Origin of the sequence: Brevibacillus jepli, from assembly GCF_047229145.1 — a bacterium.
Taxonomy (GTDB): domain Bacteria; phylum Bacillota; class Bacilli; order Brevibacillales; family Brevibacillaceae; genus Brevibacillus.
This window is the reverse complement of record NZ_JBFEFW010000002.1, coordinates 327,797-352,846: the sequence shown is the minus strand read 5'-3', so window position 1 is coordinate 352,846 and position 25,050 is coordinate 327,797. Positions and strand designations below refer to the sequence as shown.

The following is a 25,050-nucleotide window of genomic DNA, read 5'->3' as shown; positions in this document are numbered from 1 at the left end:
TTTGGGGATTAACTTCCTGGAAGTTGAACAGCTCCAGACAGCATTTCGAACTGATAAGGGTGAAGTCATCTCCGTAGACGAAGTTAGCTTTCAATTGAAACCGGGCGAAACGATCGGAATCGTCGGAGAATCTGGCTGCGGTAAAAGTGTAACGTCCTTGTCGATTATGCGACTTCTAGGCAACGCTGGTATGATCAAGAAAGGCTCCATAAAGTTTCACGGGAAAGATTTGGCGAAGCTGACCGAGAGCGAAATGAGGCACATAAGGGGCAATGAGATTTCGATGATCTTTCAGGAGCCCATGACGTCGCTCAATCCCGTCTTCTCGATTGGGAATCAGATGCTGGAGCTTATTCATTTGCATATGAAGCTCTCAGCGAAAGAGGCAAAGGCCTATGCCATCGAGATGCTGACGAAGGTAGGCATCCCACGTGCCGAGCAGATCATCGATGAATATCCGCACAAGCTGTCGGGTGGAATGAGACAAAGAGTTATGATTGCTATGGCGTTATCCTGCAAGCCAAAGCTATTGATTGCAGACGAACCTACAACCGCGCTCGATGTGACGATCCAGGCGCAAATTTTGGAATTGATGAAAAAGCTGCGCCACGAGTCCAACACGGCGATCATGATCATTTCCCACGATCTCGGAGTGATCGCGGAGATGGCAGACAAAGTGCTCGTCATGTACGCCGGACAAGTAGTGGAAGAAGCAGACGTCTATCATTTGTTTGACGACCCCAAGCATCCTTACACCCAAGGTCTCATGGGGTCAATCCCCCATCTAGAGCATGAAAGTAACCAGAGACTCCTCTCTATCCCTGGCACTGTACCTTCCCTCCATCAAATGCCTCAAGGCTGCCGATTTCATACTCGCTGCCATCACGCAACCGAGAAATGCGCCCATGATAAACCTCCATTGCTGCCATTGAGCCAAAAAAGTGAACATCGCGTACGCTGCTGGCTATATCAAGAAGAAACACAGCAAGCCTCTCCAGACAAACGGGAGGTGATCGCATGAGCCTCTCACAAGAAATGAAGCCTCCCTTATTGGAAATACAAAATCTCAAAAAATACTTTCCCATCAAAACAGGCATCATCTCGCGCACCGTCGGTCATGTGAAAGCGGTAGACGGCGTTGATTTGACCATTTATCAAGGAGAGACAGTCTCTTTGGTAGGTGAATCTGGCTGCGGCAAGTCGACGACTGGCAGGGCTATCGTTCAACTCGACCCACAAACGGAAGGCAAGGTCTTTTTCGAAGGGCGCGAGCTGAGTGCACTGAAGCGATCCGAATTGCGCAAGGTACGTACCGATTTGCAAATTATTTTCCAGGACCCTTATTCCTCCTTAAATCCGCGAAAACGAATCGGCGATTTGCTCGCAGAGCCACTGTTGGCCCATAAGCTGGCAGCCAAGGAGGAGGTCGCAAAAAAGGTAGACGACATTTTGGAAATTGTCGGGTTGTCCAGCTACCATAAAAGCCGCTATCCACATGAGTTTTCGGGTGGACAGCGCCAACGGATTGGTATCGCTCGTGCGCTCATCGTCAACCCGAAGCTGATCGTTTGTGACGAGCCTGTCTCTGCACTAGACGTTTCCATTCAGGCGCAGGTGCTCAATCTGCTCAAAGATTTGCAAAAGGAGTTCCAGCTGACGTATCTCTTTATTGCACATGGCTTGGGGGTAGTGAAGTACATCAGCGATCGAATTGCGGTCATGTATTTGGGAAGAATCGTGGAGCTGGCCAAGACAACTGATATTTTCAAAAATCCAAGGCATCCCTATACACAAGCATTGCTGCACGCCTATCCGATTCCCAATCCTCATTTGCGCAATCGGGAGCGAATTGTCATGGAAGGGGATGTTCCGAACCCGGCCAATCCACCGAAAGGATGCCATTTTCACTCCCGTTGCCCGCTAGCTCAGGCAAAATGCCGGGAACAGTCACCCGTACTTCAGGGGGACATACATTCTGTCGCATGCCACTTCCCGCTCGGGTCATAGAGGAGGAGTACCATGTTCCCGTATATCATCCGCCGCTTGTTGATCGCAATTCCAGTCTTGCTAGGTGTTACGCTATTCAGCTTTTTCATCGTCAATCTGGCTCCAGGCAACCCGGTTGAGATGTTCGTCAATCCAGATACGACCCAGGCCGAAATTGAATTAAAAAAGGAAGCGCTGGGGTTGAATGATCCCATCTTTGTCCAATACATTCGCTGGCTTGGCAATCTAGTTACTGGCGATTTTGGATTCTCGTACGCTACCTATGAGCCAGTGCTCAGCATGGTTTCTTCTCGAATTGGACCGACGCTGCTTCTCATGGGAACGGCGCTCTTCCTGGCTTATTTGATTGCCATTCCGATCGGGGTGTTGAGTGCGACCAAGCAATATTCGTGGATGGACTATTTGACGACATCCGTATCCTTCTTGGGAATCTCCATTCCACACTTCTTCCTCGGATTAGGTTTCATCTATATTTTTGCCGTGCAATTAAACGTCCTGCCGACAGGTGGAATGAATACGCTCGGAGGTGAGGAGAGCTTTCTGGATACCCTCAAGCACTTGATTCTCCCTGCCTTGGTGCTGGGTGCGGGAATTGCCGGACGGATGGTTCGCTATGTTCGTTCAAGCATGCTGGACATTCTGGGGCAGGATTATCTGCGGACGGCACGCTCCAAAGGACTGCGAGAGTTTTTTGTCATCAACAAGCACGCCTTTCGCAACGCGCTCATTCCGATCATCACAGTCGTCGGTATCGATGTGTCCGTCTTGATTGGAGGGGCGGTTGTCACCGAACAAATTTTCCAATGGCCGGGACTGGGACAATTGACGATTCAATCAATCGGCTCTCGTGATTACCCGACATTAATGGCGATCAACTTTTTGGCTGCTATCGCTGTTCTTACCTCCAATCTGATGGCGGACATTATGTATTCCGTTGCGGACCCGAGGATTAAGTACGACTAGTCTGGTGAAGGGAGGTGGGGCCGTTGTCGATGGCCAATGCGAAGTTGAATGAGCAAATGCCTTTGCGCAGCAGTGAGACCACGTTTGGTCAAGAAGAAAGCTATTTGCGCATGATAACCAACCGATTTCTGAAGCACAAGCTCGCCGTACTGGGATTGATCGTGTTTAGTTTGATTGTACTTACGGCGATATTGGCGCCGTTGCTTGCTCCAAGCGATCCGTATGCGATTTCGGAAGAATTTGCCGCAAAACCGTCTGACGCCCATCTTTTGGGGACCGATCAAGTAGGGCGTGATCTGTTGAGCCGTTTGATCTATGCCTCTCGCGTATCGTTATCCGTAGGGGTGGGAGCAGTAGCAATCTATGTCGTGATCGGCACCGTGCTAGGGGCCATGGCTGGTTACTTTGGCAAGTGGATCGACATGGTCATCATGCGTATTACCGATGTGTTCATGTCGTTTCCTTATCTCATGGTCATTCTGGTTCTCGTCAGTATCATGGGACCGAGCTTGGCCAATATCATCATTGTTCTCGGACTTTTGGGCTGGCCGCCGATTGCGCGAATTGTGCGAGGCAGTGTCTTATCCATTAAAGAGATGGACTACGTCAAAGCAGGTGTCGCGCTAGGTTATTCCACTCCCAAAATTGTGTTCCAGCACATCCTTCCTAACTGCATGGCACCGATATTGGTGAACGCTACTTTTGGTATTGCCCAGGCGATTATCATGGAGGCGTCTCTCAGCTTCCTCGGGATGGGAGTCCAGCCACCTACAGCGAGCTGGGGCAACATGCTTACCGAGGCGCAGTCTCTGACGGTTTTGTCATCACAACCATGGCTTTGGATACCACCGGGATTATTCATTTTGCTCGCAGTCCTGGCCATTAATTTTATGGGAGATGGATTACGGGACGCGATGGACCCAAAAACCTTGAAGTAACGCAGTTTATCGAACATAGGAATAGGGGGGAAGGTTATGAAAAAGCTCAGAAAAACGTTGAGTGCAGTGGTGTTGTCCAGTCTGCTGCTCTTGGCAGCATGCGGTGGCGGCGGAAATAACGCGACAAGTGGCAATACGAGCACTGGAAACAGCGGAGGGAGCGGGGGAGCACAAACCATGTTTCTCGGTATGGTGAATCCACCGATCTTGTTTAATCCGATCAATAGCTCTGACGTTGCTTCCCAATTCGCAGAGAAGTTCATGTTCGATTCATTTTTGGAAATGGAGAGCCCGCTCAAATTCGCTCCGAAGCTGGCTGATTCTTTTGAGACGACAGACAATCAGACCTATACGGTCAAGCTGAATAAAAATGCCAAGTGGTCGGACGGCAAGCCTGTGACAGCAGATGACGCCCTTTTCACCTTCCAATTAATTGTGAATCCGAAGGTCGAGACGACTCTAGGTAGCTATGTCTCGATGTTCGAAGGCGTGGAGAATACAGGAAAGCTAAAAGACGGACAGTCGTTGACTTCGGTTACGGTCGTCGATGACAAAACATTTACCTTCAAAACAAAAGCGCCCGTTGATCCGAATATGCTCAAGGAGCAATTGGGGACAAAATTAATGATTTTGCCCAAGCATGCATTAGAGCAGATCGACCCTGCAACGCTATCGCAGAATCCGTTCATGCAGAAGCCTACCGTCACCAACGGGCCATTCAAATTCGTACAGTATAAAAAGGACCAGTTCATCGAATTCGAAAAGAACGCCGACTATTATTTAGGCGCGCCACAGCTGGACAAATTGTTCATTAAAGTCTTGCCGGCCCCCAACCTGGTTGCACAGCTGCAAACAGGGGAAGTCCACATGAATGTCGCCTTGGGAATAGGAAAAATTCCACCGCAAGATTATGAAACCGTGAAGAAGTTAGAAAATGTAAGAACAAAAGATGAACCGACGATCGGCTTCCAAACGCTCATGTTCAATACAACCAAGATCACCGATCCACGAGTTCGTCAGGCGATTGCATACGCATTGGATCGCCAGCAAATCGTGGACAAGCTGTTGAAGGGCTACGGAGAGGTAGTAGATGGACCGTATACGTCAGTAAGTCCGTATTTGGATAAGAGTCTGGAAAAGTACTCGTACAATACAGAGAAGGCCAAGCAACTGTTGACGGAAGCAGGATGGGATTTTAACCGCGAAATTGATTTCGTCGTCCCGATAGGAAACAAAGTGCGCGAACAGTCTGCAGATATTCTTACGCAAAGCCTTCAGGCAGTCGGAATCAAGGCGAAGGTCTCTACTTTTGACTTCCCAACGGTCATGCAAAAGGCCAAAAAAGGTGACTTTGAAATGATGCTGATGGGATTGACCTTCACCTTGGACCCAGAAGTCTCTCAGCTGTATAGCACGACGGGGACGTTTAATTTCATGAAATACAGCAATAGCACCGTGGATGAGTTACTCCTCAAAGGAAAAGCGGAGCCAAATTCGGATAAAAGGAAGGAGATTTATCACTCTTTACAGAAGATTTGGAATCAGGATGTTCCGATCATCTCGCTTTATTCGGACAATGATTTCTCGGCGATATCGAAGAAGGTCACGCATGGGGAGCCACAAGTGTTCGGATTCCATCATCAATTGGAAAAATGGTCAGTAGGAGGAGCGCAGTAATGAACAAAGAACAAGTCGTAGCCGTTGTGCAAGAAAACTTGCCACAAGCCATCGAGAAGCTGAAGCAATATTTGAGATTTCCTAGCGTATCTGCACAGCATAAGGCCATCCCGGAGACGGTTGAATACGTGGTCAAGATGATTCATGAGGTGGGTGGAGAGACCAAGGTACTCGACAATCTTGGCGGCAATCCTGTTGTGTATGCGTTTTTTGCAGCAGGAAGTGAAGGGGACGCCAGCAAAACGATCCTATTTTACGATCACTACGATGTCCAACCACCTGAGCCGTTTCACGAGTGGAACACGGAACCGTTCGAGCCTACGATCATCGATGGAAAGCTGTATGCGCGCGGTGCTGCGGATAACAAAGGGGATCTCGTTACGCGTTTGACGGCGATTCATATTTTGCAGCAGCAAGCGGGCGGTTTGCCTTGCAACATCAAGTTCTTGATCGAAGGCGAAGAAGAAATCGGCAGTCCGAATCTGGAGCCGTATCTTCGAGAGTACAGGGAGCTCTTCCAAGCGGATGCCTGCATCTGGGAATTCGGCGGGAAGGATGAAAATGAGCGAATCAACATGGTTGCCGGAATCAAAGGGATGGCGTACCTGGAGCTGACATGCGTTGGCGCTGAGATCGACATGCACTCCTCTGTCGGGGCGTATGTGGATAATGCGGCATGGCGATTGGTACAGGCCTTGGCGATGATGAAAAATCAGCAAAACGAGATATTGGTAGAAGGCTTCTTTGATGGGATCGAAGAACCTACAAACAATGAAAAGAAGGTCGTTTCCGAATTGCCGTTCAGCGAAGAGGCGCTGACAGAGCTATACGGGCTAAAGCGTCCGTTGATTACTTCAGCAAAAGGCGTGGACCCACGAGAAGCCATGGTTTTTCATCCGACCATGACGATTTGCGGACTGGATAGCGGCTATACGGGAGAGGGTGCCAAGACAGTACTGCCGAAAAGCGCCAAGGCCAAGCTGGATTGCCGTTTGGTACCAGGGCAAGATCCACAGCACATCATGAACTGCATCGAGAATCATTTGGAGAAGCATGGCTTTACGGACATTACTGTCACCATGATTAACGGACAAAAAGCGTATCGCTCGGACTTCCATCATCCGTTCGTTGCTCACGTGCTGGATTCGGCTCGCGTCATTTACGATCATGAACCAGTGCTTTCTCCAAACGCAGCTGGCACGGGCCCAATGTTCATTTTCGGCGAACAGCTGAAGCTCCCTGTTGTCAGTACGGGGGTAGGCTGGGTTGGCTGCAAGGTACATGCTCCGAATGAATCCATTCGTCTAAAAGACTTCGAGGAAGGTATTGCCCATATGGTCGTGATGCTCTCTGGTTTCGCCAAAGCACTATCAGAGCAGGAACGCACCGTCGAAGCATAATGCAATCACCATAATGAAAAGGGGACCTTGCTTGTAAAAAGGTCTCCTTTCCTTATTAGGACCATTTTGCAGCACTTCCAGAGTGGACTTTGCTTTTGCAAAACATGTACAATCAGTAGAAAAGCGTACATACATCTACAGGAGGCGAAATGAGTGAACAGCAATCCACATCCATTCGAACTCGCAACCTTTGCAGGCGGATGCTTTTGGTGCATGGTAAGTCCGTTTGACAAAATGCCAGGCATTCAAAAAGTCGTCTCCGGCTATACAGGCGGTCATGTCGAAAACCCAACCTATGAACAAGTATGCTCCGATACGACAGGGCACTATGAGGCTGTCCAAATCACCTATGACCCAACGATTGTGTCGTACGAGGAATTGTTACAAATGTTTTGGAGACAAATCGACCCGACAGACGCTGGTGGTCAATTCGGTGATCGCGGTCAATCGTATGCGCCTGCGATCTTCTATCATAATGAAGAGCAAGAAAGAATGGCGATCAAATCCAAACAAGAGCTGGAAGCGAGCGGTCGTTTTCAAAAGCCAATCGCAACGTTGATTCTTCCTGCCAAGCCTTTTTATGAAGCAGAGGAGTATCATCAGGACTACTATAAGAAAAATCCGGTTCGCTACCAATACTACCGAGCGGCATCAGGCAGAGCGAATTTCACCAAGGAAGCATGGCGCGACCGTTCGAAACAAGAAGAACTGAAACAGCGATTGACACCACTCCAGTATGAGGTGACGCAAAATAACGGAACAGAACGTCCTTTTACGAACGAATTCTGGGATCACAAGGAAGAGGGCATCTATGTGGACATCGTCTCCAACGAGCCTTTGTTCAGTTCGTTGGATAAGTTCGATTCCGGTTGCGGTTGGCCTTCGTTTACCAAGCCGTTACAGGAGCAAAACGTAACGGAGCATGTCGATTTGACACATAATATGATTCGTACGGAGGTTCGCAGTAAAGAAGCAGATTCTCATCTCGGACACGTTTTCGAGGACGGTCCTGGAGAAAATGGCTTGCGCTACTGCATCAATTCAGCAGCACTTCGCTTTATCCCGAAGGATCGTTTGGAGCAAGAAGGCTTCGCAGCGTATAAGCGTTTATTTGAAAAAGAATAGAGCTTGGACCGCTATTCTCCGGGAAACATGGGAGAAAGGCGGTCTTTTTGCTAAACCTACAACTAGTCACAGACAGAAGCATGCAGGGAGGGTCCATGTACACGCACACATCAGCTCACAGACTAATTGGACTGCTACTCGCAGCGATCATTACCATGGCAGGCTGTTCTTTCGGGCAGAAATCGCCTGATAACACGCAGATCACACCTACACCCCAAAAGGTTAACGAGGGTGGGACGTTAATCATTGCACGTATGTCGGATGCTGCGAACCTCGATCCCCATTTTATTTTGACGATCAATGAGGCGAGCGTCGTTCAGGGCAAAGTGTATGAAGGTCTCGTCAAACGGGATATGAATATGGACATTCAACCACAGCTGGCGACCTCCTGGGAACAAATCGATGATCTCACATGGGAGTTTACACTGCGAAAGGGCGTTGTGTTTCACGATGGAACTCGTTTTGATGCGCAGGCAGTCAAGAGAACATTCGATCGCGTGTTAGACCCAAAGGTGGCTTCTCCGCGAGCTGCCATGTTCGAAAAAGTAAAGCTGGTAAAAGTCATTGACCCGTATCGCGTTCAAATTATTCTCCATAAGCCTTTTGCGCCCTTGCTTTCCATTTTGGCCAGTCATGAGGGGAGTATCATCAGTCCCACTGCGATAGACAAATACGGACGGGAACTATCGCATCACCCAGTCGGTACAGGCCCTTATCAGTTCCAATCCTGGGAGCCCGGCAGTCAAATCACCTTGAGTAAAAACCAATCGTATTGGGGTGACGCAGGTACTCTTGATCAAGTCGTCTTCAAGGTCGTTCCGGATGATGAGGCTCGCATTGCGATGGTCGAGAATGGAGAAGTACATGTCGCGGAGTCCATCCCTGTCATGGAGCTGGATCGGATACAAGCTTCCAGCCAAATGCGCGTGTACCGTAGTGATGCGCTCGGAACGGAGTTTGTCGGGTTCAATGTAGCTCGTCCACCGCTAAACGATATCCGTGTGAGGAAAGCCATCAGTATGGCGATCGAGACGGGAGCGATCATTAAAGGGGTGTATAACAACGTTGGAACAATGGCGAACTCACCGATGGGACCGCATGTGTTTGGCTACAGTCCCACTGTGAAAAGCTATCCATACGACATCAACCAAGCACGTCGGTTACTTGCGGAAGCGGGCTATCCCGATGGTTTTCCGATCCAAATGATTACCTACAACCGACAGGATCGAATCCTGGTTGCCCAAGTGATCCGCTCGCAATTAAAGGGGATCGGTATTGACGCGGAGCTACAAATCGTCAGCTACGATGAGTTTGTCCAAACCATTGAAAAAAACAAGGATCATGAGATTTTTGTCAGCGGCTGGGCAAATGCGACAGGAGATGCGGACTATAACCAGTACAATTTGTTTCATACATCGGGTGGCGGGGCAGGCAACAGCTTTCAATACAGCAATCCCGAGCTGGATCGGCTCATCGAGGCTGGCCGAGTCGAAACAGATCCTGCAAAAAGACTCGCCATCTATGCCAAAGCACAAGAATTAGAGCTGCAGGATGCTTTGGTGGTTCCCATTCGCAATCTGGAAAACTTGGCGGTTATCAGCAACAAGATTCAGGGCTTCTCGATTAGTCCGGCCGGTTACGTAAACATTGATCAGGTCGTGATTTCTCAATAAATCACAGAAATAGGTAACAAAAATATGAATCGTGCAATTTCTCAAATATGTAACGAAACGTTGGTCAATTATGTCATAATAGGTACGTACTTTTTGTATCATACATAATTGGATCAGCTCCAAAACGAAAGGACCGTTACAATGAAAAGCTTTCGCCACCGACTTTTGCATCCGCTCACGCTCGTAACCGCGATGACACTTGTACTAACAGGATGTAATAGTACGGCTGCTCCACAAGAGCCGCAAACACCACCGTCCGTGGAAACACCAGCACCATCAAAGAAAGAAGAAGCAAAGCCAAAAGAAGAGACCACCCCTCCAACAGCTGAAACACCGAAGGCGGAACAACCGGAGCAGCCTCAACAAGAGAAGCCGACAGAAACGAAGCCGGCAGAAAAGCCGCCAGTGGCCCAGCCTCCTGAGCTCTCGTTCCCGGACATCGAGGTTGTTGGTGAGCCAGAAAGTATTGCTGTACTTGTGAACAAACAACGGAAGCTCCCGGAAAACTATCAGCCAAATGATTTAGTGTTTCCAAACGTTCCTTACTTGCTCCCGGAAAAAAGCGAAAAACGCAAAATGCGCAAAGAAGCAGCCGGTGCGCTTGAACAGTTATTTGCCGCAGCAAAGGCAGACGGTGTCCAGTTGGCTGGCGTTTCTGCGTATCGCTCCCACGCTTATCAGAAAGCGTTGTTTAACCGCTATGTAAAAAAAGATGGCGTAGAGAAGGCAAGGACTTACAGCGCGGTGCCTGGTACGAGCGAGCATGAAACGGGACTCGCGATTGACGTCTCCGGTAAGGATGGCAAATGCGCGGCAACGAGCTGTTTTGCCGGAACCAAGGAGGCGAAGTGGCTGGATGAAAACGTCGAGCAGTTTGGATTTATCATTCGCTACCCAGAGGGAAAAGACGCGATTACTGGCTATATTTATGAGCCGTGGCATTTGCGTTATGTAGGTGTCGAGATCGCCAAAGAAATCGGAGAAAAAGGGATTACACTGGAAGAGTATTCCGGTGCCGTGCCTGTTTCCACACCATCGAATTAAGGAAAAAACGTCGATCTCTTAAGCAAAGAGAATCGGCGTTTTTGCTATGTAGTTATGCTATAATGTTCACGGGTGAAGATAATGGTCGAAAAATCAATCAGAGAACGAATTATTGAAACATCCATGCGCTTGTTTGAAGCAAATGGCTACCACAAAGTAACTGTGGATCAAATTGTGAAAGAAAGCGGAACGTCAAAGGGAGGCTTTTATCACAACTTCAAATCCAAGGATGAACTCCTCTACATCATCCATGATCAATTTATTACGTATGTACTTGAAAAAGCAGAGGAAGCTTACGAGAAGTGGGATACCCCGACAGAACGCCTGCAAGCGATTGTTAAATCCTTTGTCATGATGATTGACCTGTATCGCTCACAGGTTACGATTTTTTATCAGGAAAGCTTGTTTTTAGCGCCAGAGTACTATACGGATATTGAAACCAAGCGGGATCGCTATAAAAAAATCATGTTCACTGTGATTTCGGACGGGATCGAATCGGGTGAGTTCCGCCCGGAGCTGCCTGTACCGATTGTATCCATGGCGATTTTTGGTATGGTCAACTGGATTTACAAATGGTATCAAAAGTCAGGAACGTACTCGATCGAGCAAATCGCGGATATTTATGCAGATATGGTGCTTCATTCCGTTTTGAAATCAGAATCAAAGGAAAACCCGGCATTTCAACGTTTTTTCCTGCAGACACAAGAAAATCCCTTCAAGCCATTGTAGGGGAGGCAAACATGGATCACGCGGCTACACTCAGGCTTTTCGTAAGGAGACAGGGGCATAGTCGCTTGATGATCCCCCTCGAAATACCGCAATCAGACCAACTAGTTGGTCTGTACTAGTATTCTGACATTTGTTATAATAACGAAAAGACCAACTAGTCGGTCTAGCACAACCATAACAGACCAACTAGTCGGTTCGTGGGTTGTGCCAGTCAGATTCGGGAATAGGGAGGAATATGCGTGCTTACCATTTACGAATTACGAGAACTTGTGAAGCTATTGGAGCAGACAGACATAGAATCTTTTGAGGTAAACAATGAGGATTCGTCCCTGCGAATCAAGCGAAGAAATGTGAATCAAGTCGCAGTCGTACATCAAGCTCCCGCACAACCAATAAGTGCGCCACCGGTGACTTCAGCTCCTGTGATCACTCTGCCTAAAAAAGATACGATTGAGCGTCCAGTCGTAACCATCCCTGCTGATGCGCCAAAAAAATCGGTCGAAGTGACAGAAAACTTGTATAAAATCACTTCTCCCATGGTCGGTACCTTCTATGCAGCACCTGCCGCAGATGCAGCACCTTACGTATCCGTGAATGATCGTGTAGAGCCAACTACGATCGTCTGTATTGTTGAAGCGATGAAGCTGTTTAACGAGATTGAAGCAGAAGTAAAAGGGGAGATTGTCCAAGTCTTGGTGGAAAACGGACAGCTGGTCGAACATGGACAACCGCTGTTTCTGGTTAAGCAGGTGTAATAACTAGCTTTTGGAGGGGAGGACTGGAAAAGTGAACAAGGAAGCATTGTTTAAGGAATTCTCTGTTCCCACCTACGAGCAATGGCGGGAAGCGGCAGAAAAATCGCTGAAGGGCGCATCCTTTGACGCCAAGCTTTTGACTCATACGTACGAAGGGATTATTCGACAGCCGATTTATCGGTACGAAGATGTCGAAACATTGCCGTATCTGGAAGCGCTACCAGGCGAAGCGCCTTTTCATAGAGGGAAGGCTCATCCTAACGAGCAAAAGGAACACAACTGGTACGTTTGTCAGGAAATCATGGCAGCTAACGCCAAGGCATTCAATGAGGCAGCCGTAGCCGATTTAGCGCGCGGGCAAACGATGCTGCCTCTGATGGTTGATCAAGCGACATTGGCTGGCCTTGACCCAGACGAAGCACTACCAGATGCGATCGGCAACAAAGGTGTGTCTGTTTTTTGCAAGGAAGATGTGGCGGAGGCATTGCAAGGGGTGAAACTGGCGGAGGTTCCTCTTTTTGTGAACACGGGAGCGCTCGGATTGCCTATTGTATCTCTTCTCTTGGCTCATCTGGAAGCGTCGGGACAGCAAGCTTCCGTACTTCGCGGCTGCATCGGGCAAGACCCTGTGGCTGTTTTGCTTACAGAGGGCAAGCTACCTTGTTCCTTGCAGACAGCCTATGACGCCATGGCGAGTCTGACAAAATGGGCAAATGAACAAGCGCCCGCAATAAAAACAATCCTGGTTCAGGCCAATCCTTATCAGGATGGCGGCGGAAATGCAGTCACCGAGCTGGCTTTTTCACTGACTACAGGGGTCGAATATTTGCAAGCCATGCTAGAGCGTGGGTTGTCGATTGAGGATGCGGCACCCAGGATGCAGTTCTCGTACGCGATTGGCTCAGACGTTTTCATGGAAATAGCGAAGCTGCGTGTGGCAAGAATGCTCTGGTCAAACATCGTGGCTGCCTATGGCGGGTCAGCGGAAGCCCAGAAGATGACGATTCATGCCAGAACCTCAGCCTGGACGAAAACGGTATACGATCCGTATGTCAACATGCTCCGTGCCACGACAGAAGCGTTTTCAGCCGTCATTGGGGGAGCAGACAGCCTGCATGTATCTGCATTTGACGAAGCCATCCGACCAGCTAATGAGTTTTCCAGAAGAATCGCCCGCAATACGCAAATCATTTTGCAAGAGGAATCGCATCTAGCGAAAGTGATCGACCCTGCAGGAGGTTCTTGGTATGTCGAATGGCTCACAAATGAATTAGCGAAAAAGGCATGGGAGCTGTTCCAGCAGGTAGAAGAGCAGGGTGGCATGCTGCGTGCGCTCGAAGCAGGCTTCCCTCAAGGCTTCATTGCTCAGATAGCGGATAAAAAAGCAGCAAGCATTAATACGCGTAAAAAGCGTGTAGTTGGAACAAATATGTATGCCAATACGGCAGAGCAGGCCTTGCAGGCAGAGAGTCTTCCAGTCATTCACGAAGAGCGAGCTGCGGACGCACGGTCTTATCGGATGAAACGGGATACGACTCTCGTCTCCGATACGCTTAAGGAGCTGGCGAATAATCCGGATGAGTTCATTGAACGTGCAATAAAAGCAGCGCTTCATGGAGCGACGGTAGGTGACATCGCAAAAGCCATGAGACATGCAGATCAAGTGGAGACAATCGTCCAGCCACTCCAGATTCACAGGGCAACTGAACGATTTGAAGCCTTGCGCATGCAGGCAGACGATTACGTGAACAAAACAGGAAAAAGACCGACTGTGTTTTTGGCCATGATGGGTCCAGTGGCGAAGCATAAGGCAAGGGCAGATTTCGCGTCAGAGTTTTTCGCTGTCGGGGGCTTTGAAGTAATGCGTCAGCAAGCATTCTCTACCACTATAGAGGCGACGGAAGCAGCGGTGGGATCGGGTGCGCTGATCACGGTGATTTGTTCGGACGATGCGAGTTATCCGGAGCTAGTTCCTCCATTAGCGCAAGCCATCAGGCAAAGTGCACCTCAGATGACGGTTCTTTTAGCAGGATTGCCTGACGCTGATCAGCTGGCAACCTATAAAGCAGCAGGCGTAGATGATTGTATCCATATGCGTTCCAATTGCTATGAAATGCTGCGAGAACTTCAGGAGCGAATAGGAGTGAGCTCATGATGAAGCGACCTGATTTTTCGAAAATAGCTTATCAGTCCAAACGCGATGTTTCTGACCTGTTTCCCCATCTGAATGAGAACACGCAAGAAAATGAGCAGATATGGCAGACGCTGGAGCAGATTCCTGTCAAACCGCTCTACACACAGGAAGATGTGGAGGGAATGGATCACCTCGGCTACATGCCTGGGTTGCCACCTTATACGCGCGGACCATATCCAACGATGTACGTGACCCAACCTTGGACGGTTCGCCAATATGCCGGATTTTCCACGGCAGAGGAGAGCAATGCTTTTTATCGCCGGAATTTGGCTGCGGGACAGAAGGGGTTGTCCATTGCTTTTGACCTTGCGACGCATCGCGGCTATGACTCCGATCATCCACGGGTAGTCGGTGATGTAGGAAAAGCCGGCGTGGCGGTCGATTCCATTCTCGATATGAAAATATTGTTCGACGGTATTCCGCTCGATAAAATGTCCGTTTCCATGACGATGAACGGTGCGGTTTTGCCGATTATGGCGTTCTATATCGTTGCTGCCGAAGAGCAGGGCGTATCACAGGCAGAGCTTACAGGAACGATCCAAAATGACATTTTGAAGGAATATATGGTTCGGAATACTTACATTTATCCGCCAGAAGCGTCGATGAAGATTATTTCCGATATTTTTGCCTATACCTCCAAGCACATGCCCAAATTCAACAGCATCAGCATCTCTGGCTATCACCTCCAAGAAGCGGGGGCGACCGCTGATATTGAGCTGGCCTACACGTTAGCGGATGGGCTGGAGTACGTTCGTACGGGGCTTGCAGCAGGAATTGATATCGATGCGTTTGCGCCGCGGTTGTCGTTCTTCTGGGCGATTGGCATGAACTACTTCATGGAAGTGGCGAAAATGCGTGCGAGTCGCTTGATTTGGGCCAATCTGATCAAGCAGTTCAACCCGCAAAACGAAAAGTCGATGGCACTGCGGACGCATTCGCAAACGTCCGGATGGAGTTTGACTGAGCAAGACCCGTATAACAACGTCGTGCGGACGTGTATTGAGGCGATGGCTGCGGCTTTAGGCCACACGCAATCCTTGCATACGAATGCGCTGGATGAGGCGATCGCGTTGCCGACAGATTTTTCGGCCAGAATCGCACGAAATACGCAGTTGTTTTTGCAGGACGAAACCGAGATTACGAAGGTAGTTGACCCGTGGGCGGGCTCCTACTATGTCGAGTCCTTGACCGCGCAGCTCGTGGAAAAAGCGTGGGCGCACATCGAAGAGATTGAAGCGCTAGGCGGTATGGCAAAAGCGATCGAAACGGGATTGCCGAAAATGAAGATCGAGGAAGCGGCTGCACGCCGACAGGCACATATCGATTCAGCAAAAGAAGCGATTATTGGCGTGAATAAATACCGACTGGATAAGGAAGACCCATTGGAAATACTCGAAGTTGATAATACAGCAGTGCGGGAAGCGCAGATCAGACGTTTGCAGGAGCTGCGCAATAACCGGGATGAGGCGAGAGTGCAAGCAGCTCTTCAAGCCATTACGGAATGCGCGAAAACGGGCAAAGGCAATCTGCTGGAGCTGGCGATTGAAGCGGCGCGGGCAAGAGCTTCCTTGGGTGAAATATCGGATGCGTATGAAAAGGTCGTAGGCAGGCACAAGGCGGTTATCCGTTCCATTAGCGGTGTCTACAGCTCCGAATACGCAGATTCCGACGAGGTAGCGGCGGTACGCAAGATGGCAGACGAGTTCGAGCAGTGGGAAGGCAGACGTCCCCGTATCATGATCGCGAAAATGGGTCAGGACGGACATGACAGGGGCGCGAAAGTGATTGCGACTGCTTTTGCCGATTTGGGCTTTGACGTCGATATCGGACCTCTGTTCCAAACACCGGAGGAAACAGCAAAACAAGCGATAGAAAATGACGTGCACGTGATCGGCTTCAGCTCGCTTGCGGCCGGGCATAAAACATTGCTGCCACAGCTGGTGGAAGAGCTCAGGAAATTGGGACGCGAGGATATTGTTGTCGTTGTAGGTGGTGTGATACCGGCGCAGGATTACGCCTTTTTGCGGGAGCACGGTGCGGCAGCTATTTTTGGGCCAGGAACCGTCATTCCGGTAGCGGCCCAGCATGTACTACAAGAGATCGTGTATCGCCTGGAGGCTGCTGGACAATGACCGGGGGCAAGGCTGACAACAATTTCTTGCATGTTTCTTCCAAGGCACGCCTCCCGCGCTTATCGGTCGAACAATACGTCAAAGGCGTGCGGGAAAGCAACCGTACCATTTTGGCACAGGCAATCACGCTGGTCGAAAGCAATGCTCCCGCTCATATGGACATGGCGCAGGAGGTTATTCAACAACTGCTTCCCTATACAGGACAGTCCATTCGTATCGGCATCTCTGGAGTACCAGGTGCGGGCAAAAGTACGTTCATCGAAGCATTCGGCAGTATGCTTTGCGAAAAAGGCCATCGTGTCGCTGTTCTGGCCGTTGATCCGAGCAGCACGGTTACACGCGGGAGCATTCTCGGCGACAAGACGCGGATGGAGCTGTTGTCACGCAATCCACATGCCTTTATCCGACCGTCCGCAACGGGAGGCACGCTAGGCGGAGTCAATCGGAAGACGCGGGAAACGATGCTGATCTGTGAGGCAGCAGGCTATGACGTGATTTTGGTCGAGACAGTTGGTGTCGGACAGAGCGAGACGACAGTCAGGTCCATGGTCGATTTCTTTTTACTGCTGATGCTGACAGGAGCGGGCGATGAACTGCAAGGCATCAAAAAAGGCATCATGGAAATCGCAGATGCCCTTCTGATCAACAAGGCCGATGGGGAGAACCGTACGCGCGCCCTGATCGCCAGGGGTGAATACAATCGCGTTCTGCATTACTTGCAGCCGGCAACCACAGGCTGGGAGACGAAGGCATACATGTGTTCTTCCCTGACAGGGGAAGGCATTGAGGATATATGGAAAGTTATTGGTCAATTTCGTGAGAGCACAATCAATTCGGGCGGCTTTGAGGCGAGGCGAAAAGCGCAGCTGCTCGATTGGATGCACAGTATGGCCCAGGACTATTTGCGTTCGACCTTTTTCGGTAACCAGCAAGTAGCCACAATGCTCCCATCGATTGAAGGAGCCGTAGCCAGTGGTAAGATTTCACCGACGAGCGCCGTTCAGCAATTAGTGGCGATCTATGAGAATGCGATCATGAAAAAGGAATAGAGAGAAGGTGGGCCCGATGAGCAATATGTACGAAAAAATTGATGAATTAATGGAGCGCAAGTATAAGATCCAGCTCGGCGGCGGAGATGCTCGCATTGATGCCCAACATAATCGTGGCAAGCTGACTGCACGTGAGCGCATAGAGCTTTTGCTTGACCCAGACACCTTTATGGAGCTGAATCCGTTTGTTGAGCATCGCGCGACTCATTTTGGTCTCGATCAGATGGAGGCACCAGGGGAAGGCGTCGTGACTGGCTACGGTAAAATCAATGGTCGTCCCGTCTATTTGTTCGCGCAGGATTTCACGGTATTTGGCGGTGCGTTGGGCGAAATGCACGCGATGAAGGTTGCCAAGGTGATGGACCTGGCAGCAAAAAACGGTGCGCCTTTCATCGGACTGAACGACTCTGGTGGTGCACGCATTCAAGAAGGCGTCAGCTCACTTGATGGCTACGGCACGATTTTTTACCGCAATGCCATCTACTCCGGAGTTATTCCGCAAATCTCTGTTATCCTCGGTCCGTGCGCGGGAGGTGCTGTTTACTCCCCGGCGATAACCGATTTCGTGTTCATGGTGGAGAAAACGAGCCAAATGTTCATCACAGGACCAAAAGTCATCGAGACCGTTACAGGCGAAAAAATTTCCGCAGAGGATCTGGGTGGAGCCAAGGTTCACTCTACGGTGAGCGGCAATGCCCATTTTACAGGTGAGACGGAGCAAGAAGTATTGGAAGGCGTCCGCAGGCTGCTCAGCTTCCTGCCACAAAACAATCGCGATCGCGCTCCAGTGGTAAAAGCAGAAGAGAACAACGGTTGGCAAGAAGAGCTCCTGGAGCTCGTCCCTGCAGAAAGCACCAAAGTATACGATGTGCGCAAGGTTATTGAAAAAATCGTGGATCACGGCGATTTCATGGAAGTACAGCCTAATTTTGCCCGCAACATCGTGATCGGTCTGGCACGTATCGATGGTCACAGTGTCGGGATCATCGCCAACCAGCCGAAGGTCATGGCAGGTGGACTGGACATTCATTCCTCAGATAAGCTGGCGCGGTTCATCCGCTTCTGCGACTGCTTTAACATTCCACTGCTGACCTTTGAGGATGTTTCTGGCTTTTTCCCGGGCATCAATCAGGAGCACGGCGGAATTATCCGTCACGGCGCGAAAATCTTGTATGCATACTCGGAAGCCACCGTTCCCAAAATCACGGTCATTCTGCGCAAAGCTTACGGAGGCGCTTATGTGGCGCTCAACTCCAAATCCATCGGTGCAGACGTCGTATATGCTTGGCCGAATGCAGAAATCGCCGTCATGGGACCAGAGGGTGCTGCCAACGTCATTTTTGCAAAGGAAATCGAACAAAGTGAGGACCCGGCTGCGACTCGTGCAGAGAAAATCGCCCTCTATCGTGAAAAGTTCGCCAATCCGTATGTCGCGGCGAGCCTTGGCATGGTGGATGATGTGATCGACCCGCGCGAGACCCGCCAGAAGGTCGCGCAAGCCTTGGAAATGCTCAGAAACAAACAGGAAGATCGTCCATACAAAAAGCACGGGAACATACCACTATAAAAAGGAAAGGAGCTCTGATCGTGCTATGAAGCTGCATGAACTGCGTGAATTCATTAAGCTGGTGAATCAGTCTTCCATTGAGGAGCTGGAATGGGAGAAGGGCAAGACCCGCATCGTCATAAAGAAAAGTGCACCTATCGAAGTCGTGGCTGTGAATGCCCCTGTACAGGTAGGCGAAGTGGAGCATGGCTATCAGGAGGCTGCGGCTACGGCTGAGTCAGTGGAAGCTGCTGCTGACGTAGTAGAGGTAGCGACGCAGCAGGTCGTGTCTTCTTCAGTTGGACTGTTCTATGCGGAAGTGACAGTAGGGCAGACGGTTCAAGCAGGCGAAAAGGTTGGGAGATGCACGGCTGATGCTCTTCAGCTATCCGCCGATATTACGTCAACGGTTAGTGGCATCGTCACGGACATTCTCGTAATGGACGGTCAATTCGTGGACTACGGAAAACCATTGTTGGTTGTCAAAACTCAGTAAGAAGGAGCGCGCCTATGTTTACCAAAGTATTGATTGCGAATCGCGGCGAAATTGCTGTGCGCATTATTCGCGCTTGTCAGGAGTTAGGGATACGTACAGTTGCTGTCTTTTCTGAGGCAGATCGGGAAGCACTGCATGTCGAATTGGCAGATGAAGCGTATTGCATCGGGCCTACTGCCTCGAAAGACAGCTACTTGAATATGGCACGGATCATAACAGTGGCTCTTTACACAAAGGCCGACGCTATCCATCCGGGATATGGGTTCTTGGCGGAAAACGCTTCGTTTGCCCAGCTTTGTCAGGATTGCTCGATTACCTTTATCGGTCCCGATCCCGAAGCCATCACGAAAATGGGCGACAAGTCGGTAGCAAAAGCGACGATGAGTCAAGCAAATGTTCCATTGGTTCCGGGCACAGACGGATTGATTGATGACATCGAAGAGGCATTGCAGGTGGCGAAGAATATCGGCTATCCTGTCATTGTAAAAGCAACAGCTGGAGGCGGCGGCAGAGGCATGCGTGTCGCTTTTGACGCCGATGAACTGTCCAAGGCGATTCGACAAGCCCAGAAGGAAGCGGAGACGGCATTCGGCAACGCCGGCGTGTACTTGGAAAAATACGTGGAAGAGCCGCGTCATGTGGAGATTCAAATCATGGGCGATAAGCACGGCAATGCCGTTTATTTGGGAGAGCGCGATTGTTCTATCCAACGAAGACATCAAAAGCTGGTAGAAGAAGCGCCATCCCCAGCGTTGGACCAAGCGCTGCGCGAGCAAATGGGGCAAGCTGCGGTGGCAGCAGCCAAAGCGGTCTCCTACCACGGAGCAGGTACTGTAGAATTTTTGCTCGACAAGCACGGGCAATTTTACTTCATGGAAATGAATACACGGATTCAGGTGGAGCATCCCGTGACAGAAATGATCACAGGGATCGATTTGATCAAAGAACAAATATCTGTCGCAGCAGGCAATCCGTTATCCTTCTCACAAGAAGACGTGAAAATCAACGGATGGGCAATTGAATGCCGAATCAATGCGGAGAACCCTGCGAAAAACTTCATGCCATCACCAGGGAAGGTCATCAATTACTTGCCGCCTGGCGGATACGGTGTGCGCGTGGACAGTGCGGTTTATCCTGGCTACGAAATCTCTCCCTTCTATGATTCGATGGTCGCCAAGCTGATCGTTTGGGGAACGGATCGCAACGAAGCATTGGCTCGTATGAAGCGGGCATTAGGTGAGTTTGTCATCGAGGGCGTGCATACGACGGTTCCATTCCACGAGAAGCTCCTAGAGCACCCCGATTTTGTCGCAGGCAATTTCGCTACGAACTTCTTGGAGAAAAATACGTTACAATTGTAGGGAATGATATGACTGAACAAGCTGCGGGGTTAACGTGGCTTGTTTTTCTTAATAATAGAACAAGTAGCGTATAACCCGAAAAGGAGTAATGCAGATGAACGATCATTCGACTATTCCATTAGTAATGACCAGAAGCTTTCATGTCACACCTGAAAAAGTATTTGATGCCTGGCTGAATCCAGAGATGATGAGGAAATGGTTTTTTACTTTGGAGCGGACGAATAAAGTAACACAAAACAATCCTCAAGTAGGAGGAACCTGGGAAATTGTTGATCATCGAGAAGGAAAAGACTATCGCGCGATTGGAGAGTATGTAGAAATTGATCGTCCTCGGAAAATCGTGTTTACGTTTCAAATGCCACAATTTAGCGAATCAACCGATACCCTAATCGTTGAGCTAAAAGACACGCAGCAAGGCTGTGAAATGACCTTTACGCAAAACATCGTTGTTCCGCATGAAGAAAATTGGACGCAAGCCGATATCGATAAAGCGTTGAAAGAGTATCACGATGGAACTGAGCATGGCTGGAATCTCATGTTCATGGGACTGAAGGAACTCGTAGAAACTGGAAAAATTAGCTATCAGGGATAAAAGCGTGCAAGCACTTAAAAAGGGGATAGAGACAAAAATATAAACTTTGTCCGGCTGTTGTGGTGGGGAGGAAACAGGAGAAAACGCTCAGCTTATAGGTCCACCCCCCCAGCGCGATTGACTGCACGACTCCATGCAAAAAGCGAAACCGCGTCCAAAGTGGTCCTTTCAGGATGTGTTTCTGAGGTGGACGCTTAAAGGCGTGTTTCGCTTTTTGCATTACGTCTCGGTCGGTGTCCCTAAGATCTTCGTTTTTTCTCCTGTTTCCTCTACGAGCTTTCCGTGTTAACCGATTTTAGTTACGACAGAGAAGAATATTTCCAGACGTAGCGACTTGTGGAGTCCATCCCTTCGGAGCGGGCAGTCCAATCCTCCCCGAGGGACGGAGCCTGGAGCCCAGTCTGGAAATATTCTTCTCCCAACTACTAAGAAAAACAAGCCCAAGGCATTTTGCCCTGGACTGTGTATGCTTCTTCGTTTGCTATTCTTACTTCTTTTTCGCGAGTGCCTGCTCCATCAAGAGAGGCTTGCCTTTTTCAACGCCTACCACCCATTCTAGCTCGTTTGGATTCCAACAGCAGAATGTCGGTCGATCCAAATTCGAACCAGCCCAGTTAGGATATTATTGCAACTCGTCAAGAAAGCTTCTAACAGCCCGATAATATCCGTCAGGGTCCGTAGAATGGATATCATGCCCGCACTCAGCAAAACTTGCCAGCTTTGTATTTGGCCTTTGGGTCACCATGCGTTCGGCTTGAGCTTCATTCAATACGAAGCTTTTTTTGCCATGCATCAGTAAGATCGGACAAGAAGAAGCTAGCCAGTCGCTCCACCATTCCCCGTCAATGTTTCGCTGAGAAATAGGCATGCCTTTTAAATCAGAACGGAATCCCCAGCCATGTTCATCCTCAAATACGCTTTCCGAAAAATAATCGACCGCACGAACGCCGACTTCTTCGAGTGATTTCCTTAGATCTTGTAAAGACGGGGAGCGATGTGGGAGTTTTTCTGTAAAAGATAAATCTGCCTTAATTTCTACCCCGACATCTTCCACGATGACTGCGTTCACTAGCTCAGGATAACGAGCAGCAAATTGATACGCGTTGACGCCTCCTAAAGAATGCCCGAGGATCGTAACAGGAGCTCCATCCAGAACGGTCTTACTGAAGGCAAGAATATCATTGATGTAGCTTTCTCGTGAATAATCTGTACCTGGTGCATGCTCACTCCAGCCATGACCGCGCTGATCTAATCCAATTACGCGCCAATCTGTGAATCTGGAAGCGAACTGTGTAAATGTCCTTGCATCATTCATATGACCATGCAGCAGGAGCAAAACTCTCTGACTGTCCCCGCCAAAATCGAGGTAAGAAAGTTTTACAGCACCGGATTGGAAATAGTTTCTGGTAATCGTACCGTTTTCTTGTGGTTGAAGCATATAGCATTTCCTCCTTATTTACTCGCATCATGTACAACTCGACTTCTCCTTCACAATAGCAGATAATAGTGACAGGAATTGTCATCAATAAAAAGATGGAGTTATACCATGCCAAAATCAAAAAGACTGTTAGAAATGATGATGACCGTCAACCGTAAGCGCAAGTTTACTGTGAAGGAGCTTGCCTACGAATTTGGCGTTTCAGGGAGAACGATCTTACGCGACTTGCAAGAGCTGAGCGAGTTAGGAGTCCCATTGTACTCCGAAGTGGGACCGCATGGCGGTTATCATGTATTAAAGGAAAGAATATTGCCGCCCATTGCGTTCACGGAGGAGGAAGCGGTCGCCATTTTTTTCGCGATTCATGCTCTTCGGCATCATTCATCTCTGCCGTTTGAGACGGAATCCTCATCGGCCTTGAGCAAATTTTATCAATTCATGCCGCCGGATATTCGTGATCGAATCGATCAGATGAAGCACCGTGTTGACTTCGTTACACCGAAGAGGCAAGCTGGCTCTCCGTATTTATCTACTCTCCTTGATGCTGCCATCCAACAAAAAGTACTCCTCATCAGCTATGAATCGCGCGGACAACAGTCGAATCGGGAAATACAGCCGATTGGCATCTATACGAAAAACGGTTTTTGGTACAGCCCAGCTTATTGCTATCAACATAAAGATTTTCGCGTGTTTCGCTGTGACCGTATCCATTCAGCCGTACACTCAGCATCGAAGCCGATGGATCTTCGTGACGTTCATCTGGAAAATAGATGGGTCCAAACGGTTGAGGACCAAGACACAGTCTTCTTATTTGCGGAGCTGACAAAAGAGGGGGTTCAGGCTTGTGAGGCTGAACTTTGGCTTACATCCATGCTACATGTACGGCAGGATGGAAGTGGCTGGTTGGAAGGAAATGTCGTGAGCAAAGACGTATTGTTTTTTGCGAAATTTATGATTGGACTGGGGAAAGAAGTAACGGTGCAGCGATCACCAGAAATTTTGGATGGCATAAAAGCGTACTTGGCAGAACTAATGAGTGTTTATTCTAACTGAGTGGGAGCGAGGCAGCTATGGCATTACCGAAAAAAGGCACGAGGGGTATAACGGTAGGAGAACAGCGATATCGTTGGGTCATCAGCCCAGCAGCGAAGGGTCTACTTGCTTTGACGATTCAGCATAATGATGGTATGGGACAATTGATACGCGTGTATGTAAAATCAGATGTGAATGATTTTTGGGCGGAGTTTTCACACGTGCAACAGTTGGACATGAGGGCGGTAAAGCCAGCAGACGTCGCTGTCATCATCGAAGAGGCGATCACGCAGGGCTGGCAGTCTGAGATAAAGGGGGCGCCTTTGAGCTTTGACTTAATCGGAAGCACGCTCGTCAAAAAGGGCGTTACATAACAAGAAAGAGCGGGAGGAGAGGTGCGGGATGGATTGGGCAATTGCGGGCTTGATTCGTCTGTTCTGGTGCATGCCGTGGTAGATGGCTACAACTGATAAAGTGACTAGCAGCTTATTTAGAAAGAGGATGAAAATCATGTGTCGATATGGAATGTACGGTCCGTACAAAGATATTTACGCGTGTTTCGCTTGCCGAAAAGTATTCAAGCAAACCTCCAAGTTTGAGTTGACGGAGGAAGAATGGAACAAGATCAAGCACGCCTGTCCGCAATGTGGGGAGCTAATGAAGGATATGGGGCATGATTTCAAGGCTCCGAAGCAAACCGATGTGAAGCAGTGGAAAAAGGTTGAAATTCTCTTTCAGCATGGGTTTACCTATCATTCCTGTGGCTGTGGTGGTCCGGGCTACCGACCTGCCCAATTAAATGAAGTGAATGCGTTTCTCGAAAAGAACAGGCGGTTTCAAACAGAAGGAGAGAAATTACTGAATAGACTTACGGTGAAGGTGTAAAAACGAGAAGGGGG

22 protein-coding genes are annotated in these 25,050 nt (G+C 49.3%); 21 read left to right on the top strand and 1 reads right to left on the bottom strand.

From position 1 onward, the window contains the following. Position 1 precedes the first annotated feature (1 nt). The 18 genes from AB1L17_RS03605 to AB1L17_RS03520 all read left to right on the top strand — a co-directional run bounded on the left by AB1L17_RS03605 (position 2) and on the right by AB1L17_RS03520 (position 21,681). Complete coding sequence (locus AB1L17_RS03605; RefSeq protein ID WP_412847430.1) at positions 2-1,021, top strand: ABC transporter ATP-binding protein; 1,020 nt, start codon at positions 2-4, stop codon at positions 1,019-1,021. Beyond that, entirely contained in the window at positions 1,018-2,007 is a 990-nt protein-coding gene (locus tag AB1L17_RS03600) for an ABC transporter ATP-binding protein (RefSeq protein ID WP_412847429.1), read from the top strand. Before AB1L17_RS03605 ends, AB1L17_RS03600 begins: the two co-directional genes overlap by 4 nt. A gap of 12 nt (positions 2,008-2,019) precedes the next feature. Then, positions 2,020-2,970, top strand: a complete 951-nt coding sequence (locus AB1L17_RS03595; RefSeq protein WP_412847428.1) for an ABC transporter permease — start codon at positions 2,020-2,022, stop codon at positions 2,968-2,970. Between the two features lie 29 nt (positions 2,971-2,999). After that, the gene (gene opp4C / locus AB1L17_RS03590; protein WP_412847456.1) at positions 3,000-3,908 is read left to right on the top strand and encodes an oligopeptide ABC transporter permease; all 909 of its coding nucleotides are present in this window, start codon (positions 3,000-3,002) and stop codon (positions 3,906-3,908) included. Positions 3,909-3,944: 36 nt separating this feature from the next. Continuing rightward, complete coding sequence (locus AB1L17_RS03585; RefSeq protein ID WP_412847427.1) at positions 3,945-5,585, top strand: ABC transporter substrate-binding protein; 1,641 nt, start codon at positions 3,945-3,947, stop codon at positions 5,583-5,585. Further along, positions 5,585-6,985, top strand: coding sequence for a M20/M25/M40 family metallo-hydrolase (locus AB1L17_RS03580; protein ID WP_412847426.1), 1,401 nt, complete (start codon positions 5,585-5,587; stop codon positions 6,983-6,985). Before AB1L17_RS03585 ends, AB1L17_RS03580 begins: the two co-directional genes overlap by 1 nt. A gap of 153 nt (positions 6,986-7,138) precedes the next feature. Then, the gene (gene msrA / locus AB1L17_RS03575) at positions 7,139-8,110 is read left to right on the top strand and encodes a peptide-methionine (S)-S-oxide reductase MsrA (RefSeq protein WP_412847425.1); all 972 of its coding nucleotides are present in this window, start codon (positions 7,139-7,141) and stop codon (positions 8,108-8,110) included. Positions 8,111-8,205: 95 nt separating this feature from the next. Then, positions 8,206-9,783 carry a glutathione ABC transporter substrate-binding protein gene (locus tag AB1L17_RS03570; protein ID WP_412847424.1) on the top strand — a complete coding sequence of 526 codons (1,578 nt, stop codon included), beginning with the start codon at positions 8,206-8,208 and terminating at the stop codon, positions 9,781-9,783. A gap of 141 nt (positions 9,784-9,924) precedes the next feature. Continuing rightward, a complete protein-coding gene (locus AB1L17_RS03565; RefSeq protein ID WP_412847423.1) occupies positions 9,925-10,827 on the top strand; it encodes a M15 family metallopeptidase in 903 nt (300 codons plus the stop codon). Positions 10,828-10,908: 81 nt separating this feature from the next. Continuing rightward, positions 10,909-11,556: a TetR/AcrR family transcriptional regulator gene (locus AB1L17_RS03560; RefSeq protein WP_412847422.1), complete on the top strand. Its 648-nt coding sequence runs from the start codon at positions 10,909-10,911 to the stop codon at positions 11,554-11,556. A 239-nt stretch (positions 11,557-11,795) separates the two neighbouring features. Further along, positions 11,796-12,311, top strand: a complete 516-nt coding sequence (gene accB, locus AB1L17_RS03555) for an acetyl-CoA carboxylase biotin carboxyl carrier protein (RefSeq protein ID WP_412847421.1) — start codon at positions 11,796-11,798, stop codon at positions 12,309-12,311. A gap of 31 nt (positions 12,312-12,342) precedes the next feature. Further along, complete coding sequence (locus tag AB1L17_RS03550) at positions 12,343-14,466, top strand: methylmalonyl-CoA mutase family protein (RefSeq protein WP_412847420.1); 2,124 nt, start codon at positions 12,343-12,345, stop codon at positions 14,464-14,466. Then, on the top strand, positions 14,466-16,637 hold the full coding sequence (scpA, locus tag AB1L17_RS03545; RefSeq protein ID WP_412847455.1) for a methylmalonyl-CoA mutase: 2,172 nt from the start codon (positions 14,466-14,468) through the stop codon (positions 16,635-16,637). Before AB1L17_RS03550 ends, scpA begins: the two co-directional genes overlap by 1 nt. Continuing rightward, complete coding sequence (gene meaB / locus AB1L17_RS03540; protein ID WP_412847419.1) at positions 16,634-17,686, top strand: methylmalonyl Co-A mutase-associated GTPase MeaB; 1,053 nt, start codon at positions 16,634-16,636, stop codon at positions 17,684-17,686. Before scpA ends, meaB begins: the two co-directional genes overlap by 4 nt. Positions 17,687-17,702: 16 nt before the next feature. After that, positions 17,703-19,253, top strand: coding sequence for an acyl-CoA carboxylase subunit beta (locus tag AB1L17_RS03535; RefSeq protein ID WP_412847418.1), 1,551 nt, complete (start codon positions 17,703-17,705; stop codon positions 19,251-19,253). 25 nt (positions 19,254-19,278) lie between these two features. Beyond that, on the top strand, positions 19,279-19,728 hold the full coding sequence (locus tag AB1L17_RS03530) for an acetyl-CoA carboxylase biotin carboxyl carrier protein (protein ID WP_412847417.1): 450 nt from the start codon (positions 19,279-19,281) through the stop codon (positions 19,726-19,728). A 14-nt stretch (positions 19,729-19,742) separates the two neighbouring features. Beyond that, on the top strand, positions 19,743-21,089 hold the full coding sequence (gene accC, locus AB1L17_RS03525) for an acetyl-CoA carboxylase biotin carboxylase subunit (protein ID WP_412847416.1): 1,347 nt from the start codon (positions 19,743-19,745) through the stop codon (positions 21,087-21,089). A gap of 94 nt (positions 21,090-21,183) precedes the next feature. Further along, positions 21,184-21,681, top strand: coding sequence for an SRPBCC family protein (locus AB1L17_RS03520; protein WP_412847415.1), 498 nt, complete (start codon positions 21,184-21,186; stop codon positions 21,679-21,681). Positions 21,682-22,303: 622 nt separating this feature from the next. On the opposite strand, the gene AB1L17_RS03515 is transcribed toward AB1L17_RS03520, so the two are convergent. Next, positions 22,304-23,119, bottom strand: coding sequence for an alpha/beta fold hydrolase (locus tag AB1L17_RS03515; protein WP_412847414.1), 816 nt, complete (start codon positions 23,117-23,119; stop codon positions 22,304-22,306). A gap of 108 nt (positions 23,120-23,227) precedes the next feature. On the opposite strand from AB1L17_RS03515, the gene AB1L17_RS03510 reads away from it, so the two are divergent. The 3 genes from AB1L17_RS03510 (at position 23,228) to AB1L17_RS03500 (ending at position 25,036) form a co-directional block, all read left to right on the top strand. Further along, positions 23,228-24,172, top strand: coding sequence for a helix-turn-helix transcriptional regulator (locus tag AB1L17_RS03510; protein WP_412847413.1), 945 nt, complete (start codon positions 23,228-23,230; stop codon positions 24,170-24,172). Between the two features lie 17 nt (positions 24,173-24,189). Then, positions 24,190-24,525 (top strand): hypothetical protein, encoded by a 336-nt coding sequence (locus AB1L17_RS03505; RefSeq protein ID WP_412847412.1) that lies wholly within the window; start codon positions 24,190-24,192, stop codon positions 24,523-24,525. 136 nt (positions 24,526-24,661) lie between these two features. Next, a complete protein-coding gene (locus AB1L17_RS03500) occupies positions 24,662-25,036 on the top strand; it encodes a hypothetical protein (protein ID WP_412847411.1) in 375 nt (124 codons plus the stop codon). Positions 25,037-25,050 lie beyond the last annotated feature (14 nt).